Annotated in this window: 10 protein-coding genes; 1 reads left to right on the top strand and 9 read right to left on the bottom strand. The window is 73.3% G+C overall.

The genetic code is table 11. The features are described from left to right. Window positions 1-222 precede the first annotated feature (222 nt). The 7 genes from ACZ7LB_RS00485 to ACZ7LB_RS00455 all read right to left on the bottom strand — a co-directional run bounded on the left by ACZ7LB_RS00485 (window position 223) and on the right by ACZ7LB_RS00455 (window position 4,894). Complete coding sequence (locus ACZ7LB_RS00485; RefSeq protein WP_265291328.1) at window positions 223-351, bottom strand: hypothetical protein; 129 nt, start codon at window positions 349-351, stop codon at window positions 223-225. A 124-nt stretch (window positions 352-475) separates the two neighbouring features. Then, window positions 476-604 (bottom strand): hypothetical protein, encoded by a 129-nt coding sequence (locus tag ACZ7LB_RS00480; RefSeq protein ID WP_265291328.1) that lies wholly within the window; start codon window positions 602-604, stop codon window positions 476-478. A 95-nt stretch (window positions 605-699) separates the two neighbouring features. Next, on the bottom strand, window positions 700-825 hold the full coding sequence (locus tag ACZ7LB_RS00475) for a hypothetical protein (RefSeq protein ID WP_471464379.1): 126 nt from the start codon (window positions 823-825) through the stop codon (window positions 700-702). A gap of 122 nt (window positions 826-947) precedes the next feature. Further along, entirely contained in the window at window positions 948-1,076 is a 129-nt protein-coding gene (locus ACZ7LB_RS00470) for a hypothetical protein (protein WP_265291326.1), read from the bottom strand. Window positions 1,077-1,126: 50 nt separating this feature from the next. Continuing rightward, window positions 1,127-3,721 carry a class III lanthionine synthetase LanKC gene (gene lanKC, locus ACZ7LB_RS00465; RefSeq protein WP_471464377.1) on the bottom strand — a complete coding sequence of 865 codons (2,595 nt, stop codon included), beginning with the start codon at window positions 3,719-3,721 and terminating at the stop codon, window positions 1,127-1,129. 462 nt (window positions 3,722-4,183) lie between these two features. Then, entirely contained in the window at window positions 4,184-4,399 is a 216-nt protein-coding gene (locus ACZ7LB_RS00460) for a hypothetical protein (RefSeq protein WP_471464375.1), read from the bottom strand. Between the two features lie 114 nt (window positions 4,400-4,513). Then, window positions 4,514-4,894 (bottom strand): hypothetical protein, encoded by a 381-nt coding sequence (locus ACZ7LB_RS00455; protein ID WP_471464373.1) that lies wholly within the window; start codon window positions 4,892-4,894, stop codon window positions 4,514-4,516. 147 nt (window positions 4,895-5,041) lie between these two features. Here ACZ7LB_RS00455 and ACZ7LB_RS00450 point away from each other — a divergent pair, with 147 nt between their 5' ends. Next, complete coding sequence (locus tag ACZ7LB_RS00450; protein WP_471464371.1) at window positions 5,042-6,034, top strand: LuxR C-terminal-related transcriptional regulator; 993 nt, start codon at window positions 5,042-5,044, stop codon at window positions 6,032-6,034. Between the two features lie 463 nt (window positions 6,035-6,497). Here ACZ7LB_RS00450 and ppdK read toward each other — a convergent pair whose 3' ends face one another. Together ppdK and dusB are read right to left on the bottom strand one after the other, a co-directional pair. Beyond that, the gene (ppdK, locus tag ACZ7LB_RS00445) at window positions 6,498-9,218 is read right to left on the bottom strand and encodes a pyruvate, phosphate dikinase (protein ID WP_471464369.1); all 2,721 of its coding nucleotides are present in this window, start codon (window positions 9,216-9,218) and stop codon (window positions 6,498-6,500) included. Window positions 9,219-10,018: 800 nt separating this feature from the next. Beyond that, entirely contained in the window at window positions 10,019-11,185 is a 1,167-nt protein-coding gene (gene dusB / locus ACZ7LB_RS00440) for a tRNA dihydrouridine synthase DusB (RefSeq protein WP_471464367.1), read from the bottom strand. Window positions 11,186-11,317 lie beyond the last annotated feature (132 nt).

The raw sequence follows: 11,317 nt of genomic DNA, 5'->3' as shown, positions 1-11,317 counted from the left end.
CATCCGGTGCTCACGGTCGACCAGTCGGCCACCTGCTGGTCCTCCGAACCCTCCGGCTCGCTCACGGAGAGGTTCTGCAGCTTCAGGATCTCGGACACGGTGTCTTCCCTTCGGTCACGGCCTCACGGCCGACGGAGTACGGATGCGGACGGTGTTGCGGTGTCGCGTGCTGCGGTGCGGGGCCGTACGGGCATACGGCCGGTCGCGGGAGCGCGGGCTCGGTCAGCCCTCGATCCGGGTGTGGTTGTTGTTGCAGTCGGTGCTGACCGTCGACCAGTCGGCCACCTGCTGGTCCTCGGAGCCCTCCGGCCCGCTCAGGGACAGGTTCTGCAGCTTCAGGATCTCGGACACGGCGTCTTCCCTTCGGTCACGGCCTCACGGCCGACGGAGTACGGATGCGGACGGTGTTGCGGTGTCGCGTGCTGCGGTGCGGGGCCGTACGGGCATACGGCCGGTCGCGGGAGCGCGGGCTCGGTCAGCCCTCGATCCGGGTGTGGTTGTTGTTGCAGTCGGTGCTGACCGTCGACCAGTCGGCCACCTGCTGGTCCTCGGAGCCCTCCGGCCCGCTCAGGGACAGGTTCTGCAGCTTCAGGATCTCGGACATCGGGTCTTCCCTTCGGTCACGGCCTCACGGCCGACGGAGTACGGGCACGGGCGGTGCTGCGGTGCGGGGGTGGCGCGGGGCGCCGGGCGGGCGGTTCAGCCCTTGAGGCTGGTGTGGTTGTTGCAGGCGCTGCTGACGGTGGACCACTCGGCGACCTGCTGGTCCTCGGAGCCCTCCGGCTCGCTCACGGACAGGTTCTGGAGCTTCAGGATCTCGGACACGGTGTCTTCCCTTCGGTCACGGCCTCACGGCCGGGGCGGATACGGACGGAGAGGTGCGGAGGTGCCGGCTGAACGGAGGTACGGGGTGCGCGGAGGTGCGGGGTGGCGCGGGGGCGGGGCGGTCAGCCCTCGATGCGGGTGTGGTTGTTGTTGCAGCCGGTGCTCACCGTCGACCACTCGGCGACCTGCTGGTCCTCGGAGCCCTCGGGCTCGCTCAGGGACAGGTTCTGGAGCTTGAGGATCTCGGACATGGCGGTTCCCTTCTTCGGTGGAGGTGTGCCGGGCGGTGGTGCGCGGTCGCTCAGGCGACCGGGATCAGGGGCTCGGACCGGAGCAGTCCGGGCAGGGCGGGGTGGCCCCCGGCGGCGGCGTGCAGGGCGTGCAGGACGCCGGCGGTGCCGGTGGCCAGGTCCATCGAGAGGCGGTAGTGCTGGGCGCCGGGGAAGGCCAGGCCGTCCCGGTAGCCGACGGCGTGCCAGCTCAGCAGCCGCAGGTGGCGGCGGAGGGCCTCCCGCGCGCCGGGCCGTTCCGGGTGGGCGGCCAGCAGGGCGATGAGTCCGGCGCGGCCGGTGAAGAGGTCGCTGAAGAGGACGAAGGGCGCGCGGGCCGCGGTCAGGGCGCCGTCGAGCAGGTCCCGCAGCGCGTCGTCGTGCCGGTGGCGCAGGTAGTGCCCGGCGGTCAGCGCCAGTCCGGCGCTGCCGTTGGCGAGGTAGGGCAGCATCCGGGTGCCGTCGCGGAGGTTGACGGCGCCCTCCTCGCTGCGCACGCAGCGCTCGGCGTCGGCGCGCAGGGCGCGCAGGGCGAGGTCGAGCAGGGCGGGGTCGCGGACGGCGTCGTAGCGGTGCAGGAAGAACGCCGCGCTGCCGGTCGGTCCGTGCATCAGCCCGGCGCGGTGCGGGCCGGGGCCCGGGTCGTCCAGCCGCTCGGCGAGCCGGGCGGTGACGGCGTCGAGTTCGTCGCCGAGGTCGGCGCCGTCGCCGGGCCGGTGGAGGTGGTGCAGGGCGACGCCGATGCCGGCCAGTCCGTCGTGGAGGGAGGCGTCGGCGGCGGGAGCGGCGCGCTGGACGAGTTCCAGGGCCTGTCCGTGCCTGCCCAGGCGGTCGAGGACGAGGGCGGCGCCGTGCAGTCCCCCGTAGAGTCCGGGGCGCGGGTCGGGGGCGTGGCGGGCGGCCCGCCAGAGCCATTCGGTGTGCTCCTCGTCCACCGGGTGGCCGGTGGTATGGAGGGTGTGCAGCACGCCGGCGGCTCCGTGGGCGAGGGTGTAGCCGCCGTCGTGCAGGGCGACGGGGTCGCCGGGGAAGAGCCGGTCGGCGCGCCGGGGGGTGGCGCTGGCGGTCAGGGCGCGGGCCAGCCGGGCGCCGAGGGCGGCGGGCGCGGGGGTGTCGTCCTCCCCGCGCGGCCGGGCCGCCCCGGGCCGTGGCGCCGTCGTCCGCGGTGCCGTTGGCCGTGGCGCCGCCGGCGGTGCCGCGGGGTCGTCGGGTGTGTCGGGGCGGCGCAGTCCGGCGCGGACCTCCTCGCGCCAGCCGGGCGGCAGCGGATAGAACTCGGCGGCGGCGGCGAGGAGTTCGTCGAGCTTTCCGGGGTCGAGGTCGATCAGCATGGTCAGCGGCAGCAGCAGGGCGAGCCGGATGCTGTGCAGGGCGTAGCGGTCGCGGGCGAAGCCGTCGGGGGCGTGCGGGGCGACGAAGCCGGGGCAGCCCATGCTGGGCGAGGGGTCGATGCCGGGCCGGTGCGCGGTCTCCAGGTCGATGAGGCAGATGCGGCCGTCGGGCCGGACCAGCACGTTGGCGGGGTGCAGGTCCCCGAAGGCCCAGCCGCGTTCGTGCAGGGCGTCGAGGGCCCGGGCGAGCTGGCCGGTGAGGTCCTGGACCCGGGCGCCGTAGGCGGCGAGCGCCTCGGGGGTCGGGTCGGGGCGGACGATGGGGTTGTTGCGGGCCATGAACTGGCGCAGGGTCTCGCCCTCGACGTACTCCTCGGCCAGGTAGTGGTGCTCCCAGGCGGTGAAGCGCTCGATCAGGCGCGGTACCCAGGGCAGTCCGGCCAGGGCGCGCAGGGCGCGTTCCTCCTGGTCGAGGCGGGTGACCGCGTCGGTGCCGGCGCCGTCCAGCCCGGCGAGGGGGCGGGCCTCGCGCAGCACCACCTCGTGGCCGGCCGCGTCGCGGGCCCGGTAGATGCCGCCGCCGTTGGAGAAGTGCAGGGCGGCCTCGACCCGGTAGGGCAGGGGGTCCATGCTCTGCCGGTCGTGGACTCGCAGGGCCTCGCGCAGCACCTCGGGCGGGGTCAGCCAGGCGGGGAGCCGGAAGCAGGGGTCGCGCCGGTCGGGGACGAGGGTGCCGTCGGGGGCCTCGATGGCGAGGGTCCTGCCGCCGTCGGGGTCGGTGCACCAGCGTTCCCGGAAACCGCCGTAACGGACGTAGAGCGGGCCGTCGTTGAAACGGAGGTCGCCGAGGATGTAGGGGCCGGTGAAGCCGCTGAGCCGGCGGTCCAGGTCGGTGAGGACGGTGGCGAGCCGCCGCTCGCCCTCGGGGTAGACGGTGAGCAGTTTGCCGCTGCTGCCGCGGCGGGCGTACTTGCCGTTGTTGAGCAGGTGGATGCGGTGGGTGGGCAGGAACTTGTGCGCGACGCGCTCGGCCAGGCAGTACTCGGTGACGATGTCGACGACGCGTTCGGCGTCCTCGGTGGTCGAGGAGACGTGGATCTTGTAGCCCTGGTCCGGGAGGCGGGGGGCGTCGGGGCCCTCGGGGAGCTGGTGGACCCAGGTCGTCGTCTCCTTCCGGCGGAAGCCGTCCGGCACCGGGCGGTCGGCCGCGGCGAACCGCCGCTGGTCACCGCCGCCGGCGGGGTGGTCGTAGAAGAGCGGGTCCGCCCCGGCGTACACATGATGGTTGCCTCGCACCTTGGTCCACCCCTTCTCGGGTCGCTTCTCGGGTGAGCGTTTCCGTGCCGTTCGCCGTCGTGCGGGGCGCGGTGTTCCGCCGTGTCCGTCGCCGGCGGTGGCCGCTGTGCCGCGCTGATCGCTTCTGCGCGGTTCCGGTGGAGTTCCGGGGTTGAATTTCCGGCGGAATTCCGGGGGATTTCCGGTGATTCTCCGGAGGGGATGTCCACCCGGTCTCCGGGTGGGTCCTTCAGGTGAGGATCCAGGTGGGGTTGGCGCCGCCGCGGCCGAGGACGTCGCCGTCGTCGAGCACGCCGTCGGACTCGGAGAGGAATCCCTGGGAGGCGTTGATACCGCTCATTTTCTTTTCCTTCTTTCCGGTGCCGGGGAGGGCGATCGAGGGGGTGGTGCGGGATGCGGTGGCGCGGGGTCCGGGGGCCGCCCGAGGGGGCCGGCCGGAGGGTGGGGCGGCGGGCGTTCCGCTCAGCCGCCCCAGGTCACATCGCCCTCCTTGGTGGCGGTGGGCGTCGGAGTGGGGGCCGGGGCCGGCTGCTCGTCCTGGGCCGGCCCGGCCTGGACCCGGCTGTGGGAGGCGGGGGCGGGGGAATGGGCGGTGACGACGGCTCCGGCCGCGGCGGTCGAGGCCCCGAAGACGATGAGGGCTCCGGCAGCGATGGAGGCAATTCTGTGAACCGTCATTTCACATTCCTCTCGTAACTGGATATCACGATGGAGAACCCATTCCGGTTCCCGCTCTTCCCGCTTTCCCGGCGGCCGTTGTCCGGCTGCCGATGGCTCTACTGTGAGGCCTTGTCAGAACGGAGGGAACGGCTTGCGGGTGGACAGATCCGGCAGTGGCATAAGCCGTCCACCCCCGGCGGGGCCCGGGCCGGAACCGGCCCAGGGGTCCCACGGGGCGTCGACCAGCGCCGCGCCGGAGCCGAGCAGCACCCAGCCGCGCAGCGGGCCGTCCGCCTTCAGGGCGCGCCCGCACAGCCGGACGGCGTTGCCCTCGGCCTCGGCCAGGGTCTCGGTGGTGAAGAACAGCCCGAGCACCCAGTCGTCGCCGGACTCATGGACGCTGACGTGCTCCAGCCGGTCCGCCTCCCGCGCCTGGCGGGTGACGAACTCGGCTGCGCGGGAAGGGATTCGCTGACCGGTGGGAGCCCTCAGCCGGGCGTGCACGAGATACATGAACCCGATCCTCCGCGCGCCCCATACCGCATCACAAGCGGACAAGGCGGGCCGCTTCCGGCCCTGCATAAACCGTCCACCTGTCCGCATGGACACGATCCCTTTACAATCCGTGCACTTTGAGCCGGCCGAGGAGAGGGTCGAACGGTGTTGGACGTACTGGGACTTGATACGGACGCCGAACGCGTCTACCGCGCCATGCTCGGCCACCCCCGGGAGGGCGTGGTCCAGCTGGCCCTGCTGCTGTCCATGTCCGAGGAGCGGGTGCGCTCCGGCCTGGACCGGCTCAGCGAACTGGCCCTGGTCCACCCCTCCGCGCAGGAGGGCGTGGGCTTCCGGGCGGTGGGCCCGGAGACCGCCATGGAGGTGCTGCTCGCCCGCCAGCAGGCCGAACTCGCCGCCCAGCAGATGCGGGTGGAGGCGTCACGGGCCGCCGCCGCCCAGCTCATCGCGGAGTGTTCGGCGTTACGGCCCCGCTCCCCCGACGCCGACGCCGAGCAGCTCATCGGCCCCGACGAGATCCGCGAACGCCTCGCCCGGCTGGCCTCCCGCGCCACCGAGGAGATCACCACCTTCGCCCCCGGCGGCGCCCACACCGCGGCCGACCTCGAAGCCAGCCGCGGCCCCAACGCCGAGCTGCTGGAACGGGGGGTGCGGATCCGCACCGTCTACCTGGACAGCGTCCGCAACCACCAGCCGACCCTGGACCACGTCGACTGGCTCAACAACCACGGCGGCCAGGTCCGCACCAGCCCGACCCTGCCCATCCGCATGATCATCGCGGACCGCTGCAACGCGGTCCTGCCCATCGACACCAGCGACGCGCGGGCCGGGGCGGTCGTGCTCAGCGGCGCGGGCACGGTGGCCGCGCTCTGCGCCCTGTTCGAGAGCGTCTGGCAGACCGCCACCCCCCTGGGCCACACCCCGCGGGCCGATCCCAACGGCCTGCCGCCCCAGGAGTCCGCCACCCTGCACCTGCTCGCCCAGGGCTACACCGACGAGGCCATCGCCAAGCGCCTGGGCGTCTCCCCGCGCACCGCCCGCCGGGTCGCCGCCGATCTGATGGAACGTCTCAGCGCCCGCTCCCGGTTCCAGGCGGGCGTCAACGCGGCCCATCACGGCTGGCTCCCGAAGCCCTGAGCCCCCGTTCCGCGCCGGGCACCCGGCGCACCGCCCCGCCCGCCACCCGCCCCCGGCGGCCCGCGCCCCCCTCCCAGGGCCGGGAAGCCCCGCGCCCGGGCACCGCGGGTCCCCCGCCCCACGCCCCGCGCTCCCTGCCCGGCGCCCCCGGGACACGCCCGCCCCCGCCCGCTCCGCACCGCCGCACCGGGCGCTCCCGGTGCTCCCGCGCCCCGCACTCCCACGCCCGGAACCGTCCCGCCGCCCGGGAAGCACGACGAGCGGGCGGCACCCCCGCACAGGGGTGCCGCCCGCTTCGTGTGATCCGGAGCCGCCGCCGATCGGTTCGTGGTCGGGTGACAGACGACGGCTCCGGAGCCGTGGACCGCCGGGGGTCCGGGGGCTCTCCCCCCGGACCGCCCGGGGGTCTTTCGTTTGGATCAGGCCGGGGCCCGCGAGCCCGGCCTGATCCAAACGAGAGGCCCTAGCGGTGGTCGCTGCCGGTCGCGGTGACCGCGGCGCGGCCCGCCTCCAGCCGGGCGACCGGGATGCGGAACGGCGAGCAGGAGACGTAGTCCAGCCCCACCTGATGGAAGAAGTGGACGGACTCCGGGTCGCCGCCGTGCTCACCGCAGACACCGAGCTTCAGGTCGGGCCGGGTGGCCCGGCCCGCCTTCGCGGCGGCGGCGACCAGGGAGCCGACGCCGTCCACGTCGATCGTCTCGAAGGGGCTGACGCCGAAGATGCCCTTCTCCAGGTAGGCGGTGAAGAAGCTGGCCTCCACGTCGTCCCGGCTGAAGCCCCAGACCGTCTGGGTCAGGTCGTTGGTGCCGAAGGAGAAGAACTCCGCGGCCTCGGCGATCTGGGCGGCGGTCAGCGCGGCGCGCGGCAGCTCGATCATGGTGCCGATGGACAGGTGCAGCGAGGTGCCCGCGGCCTTCTCCACCTCCGCGATGACCTGGTCGGCCTCGTCGCGGACGAGTTCCAGCTCCTGGACGGTGCCCACCAGCGGGATCATGATCTCGGCGCGCGGGTCGCCCTTGGCCGCCCGGCGCTCGGCGGCGGCCTCCGCGATGGCCCGCACCTGCATGGTGAACAGGCCGGGGATGACCAGGCCGAGGCGGACACCGCGCAGACCCAGCATCGGGTTCTGCTCGTGCAGCCGGTGCACGGCCTGGAGCAGCCGGAGCAGGTTCTCGTGCGGCTCCTGGCGGGCCTCGGCGAGGGCCACCCGGACCGACAGCTCGGTGATGTCGGGCAGGAACTCGTGCAGCGGCGGGTCGAGCAGGCGGACGGTGACGGGCAGGCCGTCCATCGCCTCGAACAGCTCGACGAAGTCCCGCCGCTGGAGCGGCAGCAGCGCCTTGAGGGACTCCTCGCGCTCGGCGTCGGTGTCGGCCAGGATCAGCCGCTCGACCAGCTCGCGCCGGTCGCCGAGGAACATGTGCTCGGTGCGGCACAGGCCGATGCCCTGGGCGCCGAAGCGGCGGGCGCGCAGCGCGTCCTCGGCGTTGTCGGCGTTGGCGCGCACCCGCAGCCGGCGCTTGCGGTCGGCGAAGGCCATCATCCGGTGCACGGCCTCGACCAGCTCGTCGGCGTCGTCGGCGCCCGGGTGCATGCGGCCCTCGAAGTACTCGACGACCGGAGACGGGACGACCGGCACCTCACCGAGGTAGACCTTGCCGGAGGAGCCGTCGATGGAGACCACGTCGCCCTCCTCCACGACGTGCCCGCCGGGCACGGTCATGCGGCGGCGCTTGGTGTCGACCTCCAGCTCCTCGGCGCCGCAGACACAGGTCTTGCCCATGCCGCGGGCCACCACGGCCGCGTGGGAGGTCTTGCCGCCGCGCGAGGTCAGGATGCCCTCGGCGGCGATCATGCCGTCCAGGTCGTCGGGGTTGGTCTCGCGGCGGATCAGGATGACCTTCTCGCCGGAGCGGGACCACTTGACGGCGGTGTAGGAGTCGAAGACGGCCTTGCCGACGGCGGCGCCGGGCGAGGCGGCGATGCCCCGGCCGACCTGCTCGACCTTGGCCTTCTCGTCGAAGCGGGGGAACATCAGCTGGGCGAGCTGGGCGCCGTTGACCCGGGTGAGGGCCTCGGCCTCGTCGATGAGCCCCTGGTCCACGAGCTGGGTGGCGATCCGGAAGGCCGCGCCCGCGGTGCGCTTGCCGACGCGGGTCTGGAGCATCCACAGCCGGCCGCGCTCGATGGTGAACTCGATGTCGCAGAGGTCCAGGTAGTGGTTCTCCAGCGCCTCCATGATCTGGAGGAGCTGGTCGTAGGACTGCTTGTCGATCCGCTCCAGCTCCGCGAGCGGCACGGTGTTGCGGATGCCCGCGACGACGTCCTCGCCCTGGGCGTTCTGCAGGTAGTCGCCGTAGACGCCCTGCTGGCCGGAGGCGGGGTCGCGGGTGAAGGCGACGCCCGTGCCGGAGTCGGGGCCGAGGTTGCCGAAGACCATGGAGCAGACGTTGACGGCGGTGCCGAGGTCGTGCGGGATGCGCTCCTGGCGGCGGTAGAGCTTGGCGCGCTCGCCGTTCCACGAGTCGAAGACCGCCTTGATGGCGAGGTCCATCTGCTCGCGCGGGTCCTGCGGGAAGTCCCGGCCCGCCTCCTTCTTGACGATCTTCTTGAAGGTGGCGACCAGCTTCTTCAGGTCCGCGGCCTCCAGCTCGGTGTCGACCGTGACCTTCTTGGCGGCCTTGGCCTTCTCCAGCGCCTCCTCGAAGAGGTCGCCGTCGACGCCGAGGACGGTCCGGCCGAACATCTGGATCAGGCGGCGGTAGGAGTCCCACGCGAAGCGCTCGTCCCCGGCCTGCTGCGCGAGGCCCACCACGGACTCGTCGGAGAGGCCGATGTTGAGGACGGTGTCCATCATGCCGGGCATCGAGAACTTGGCCCCGGAGCGCACCGACACGAGGAGCGGGTCGTCGGCCTGGCCGAGGCGCTTGCCCATGCCGGCCTCCAGCGCGTCGAGGTGCGCACTCACCTCGTCACGCAGTGCCGCCGGCTCCTCGCCGCTGTCGAGGTAGACCTTGCAGGCCTCGGTGGTGATCGTGAAACCGGGGGGTACCGGCAGGCCCAGATTGGTCATCTCGGCGAGGTTGGCTCCCTTGCCGCCGAGAAGATCCTTCAAGTCCTTGTTGCCCTCGGTGAAGTCGTAGACGAACTTCGCTGCACGGGGTGCGGTGTTTTCCGACACGGTCTCGACTCCTCGAAGACGCGGTGGCTGCCCTGACGTCGAGGAATGTACCCAGATCACGGGCTCGTGGATACGTACACCTGCGCGCCGTCCGGCCGTAACCACTCGTCCGCCGGTGGACCGGAAGTCAAGGCTTGGCAAGCGATCCGGCCCGCATGTTTTCACTTCTTGAACGAACACGGGGTACGACACCCCGAACATGTCGCTCACATGAGCGTCATCCAAGACATCTGAGTTCGATCGATGAACGATCACCACCTGGCACTCAGTGCCACACCTTGGAGAAGTGGACCCGGCCATGATCCGCTCATCTGAGCGTAACCCCTATCAGAGGTGGCGAGGATCACGCTGTCACAGACCGCCGGATACCACCATGCGGACGCGTCCGGACGGGGCACGCCCGGGCCGTCGCGGAGCCGCGGGGGCGGGGCGGGGTCCGCCGGAGCCCACCGGGGGCATGAAGAAGGCCCACCGACGCGGATCGGTGGGCCCGGGGAGCGGACCGCCCGCCTCCCCCTCTCCCGCGGTGAGTGTTCCCTCCGCCGTGGTCGGTGCCTCCCCCGCCGTGGCGGGCGCCCGGGGGCGGTGGCCGGGGTCCGGGGCGTGCGTGCGCCCGGGGCGCCGGGGTCCGGCGGGTGCCCGGAAGAACCCGGCGGAACCGTTCCCCGTGGCTCCGGAGGCACCGGGCGGACCGGGCCGGGTGCGGACGGGCCGGGGGTGGGGTGGGCAGGCGCCGGGCCGCGCCGGGCGGGGCGGCCGGGGCGGTCCCGGGCGGGGCGGTCCCGGCCGGGGCGGTCCCGTCAGCCGCCGGAGGTGTCCAGTTCGGCGTCCTCGCCGACGCCCGTGCAGTCGTACGGGTCCCCGAGCCAGCCCTCGGGCAGCACGACCCGGTTGTTGCCGGAGGTCCGGCCGCGCGGCCCGTCGGCCCCGGCGGGCCAGGGCTGGCCGAGATCCAGCTCGTCCAGCCCGGCGCGCAGCTCGGCCAGCGAGGAGGTGACGGCGAGCCGCCGGCGCATCTCGGAGCCGACGGCGAAGCCCTTGAGGTACCAGGCGACGTGCTTGCGGAAGTCGATGACGCCCCGCGCCTCGTCCCCGAGCCACTCCCCCAGCAGGGCGGCGTGCCGGACCATCACCTCGGCGACCTGGCGCAGACCGGGCCGCACCGCGCCCTCGGGGCGCCCCTCGAAGGCCGCGACCAGATCCGCGAACAGCCACGGCCGACCCAGGCAGCCGCGCCCCACGACGACGCCGTCGCAGCCGGTCTCGCGGACCATCCGCAGCGCGTCCTCGGCGCACCAGATGTCGCCGTTGCCGAGCACCGGGATCTCCGGGACGTGCTCCTTGAGCCGGGCGACGGCCTCCCAGTCGGCGGTGCCGCCGTAGTGCTGGGCGGTGGTGCGCCCGTGCAGGGCGACGGCGGCGACGCCCTCCTCGACGGCGATCCGCCCGGCGTCCAGATAGGTCAGGTGGTCGTCGTCGATGCCCTTGCGCATCTTCATCGTGACCGGGACGTCCCCGGCGCCGGTCACCGCCTCGCGGACGATGGCCCGCAGCAGGTTCCGCTTGTACGGGAGGGCGGAGCCGCCGCCCTTGCGGGTGACCTTGGGCACCGGGCAGCCGAAGTTGAGGTCGATGTGGTCGGCCAGGCCCTCGTCCGCGATCATGCGGACGGCCTTGCCGACGGTGGCCGGGTCGACGCCGTAGAGCTGGATCGAGCGGGGGCTCTCGCTCGGGTCGAAGCGGATGAGCTGCATCGTCTTCTCGTTGCGCTCGACCAGCGCCCGGGTCGTGATCATCTCGCTCACGAACAGGCCCTTGCCGCCGCTGAACTCCCGGCACAGGGTGCGGAACGGCGCGTTGGTGATCCCCGCCATCGGCGCCAGCACCACGGGCGGCGCGACGGGGAGCGGACCCACCCGAAGCGGCGGTGTCGTGGCGGTGGCGGACGGCATGGTGGACGTGGGCATTGCCCCATTGTCCCGCACGGCGGGCGGTGCCCGCGGCACCGGGAGCGCGGCGCGGCGGTGTTCCGGCCACGGCCCGGGGCCCGACGGGCGCCTCCCGGACGCCTCATCCCGTGGCACCATTTCCCCGGTCGT

The sequence above is a fragment of the Streptomyces sp. NPDC107521 genome (assembly GCF_055598485.1).
Note: the sequence above shows the minus strand (reverse complement) of the source record. Positions and strands in the feature narration are given on the sequence as shown.

Excerpts from the sequence above, each read along its gene's own strand:
- ACZ7LB_RS00480 (WP_265291328.1), bottom strand. The coding sequence starts at position 604 with ATGTCCGAGATCCTGAAGCTGCAGAACCTGTCCCTGAGCGGGCCGGAG.
- ACZ7LB_RS00470 (WP_265291326.1), bottom strand. The coding sequence starts at position 1,076 with ATGTCCGAGATCCTCAAGCTCCAGAACCTGTCCCTGAGCGAGCCCGAG.
- ACZ7LB_RS00460 (WP_471464375.1), bottom strand. The coding sequence starts at position 4,399 with ATGACGGTTCACAGAATTGCCTCCATCGCTGCCGGAGCCCTCATCGTC.
- ACZ7LB_RS00455 (WP_471464373.1), bottom strand. The coding sequence starts at position 4,894 with ATGTATCTCGTGCACGCCCGGCTGAGGGCTCCCACCGGTCAGCGAATC.
- dusB (WP_471464367.1), bottom strand. The coding sequence starts at position 11,185 with ATGCCCACGTCCACCATGCCGTCCGCCACCGCCACGACACCGCCGCTT.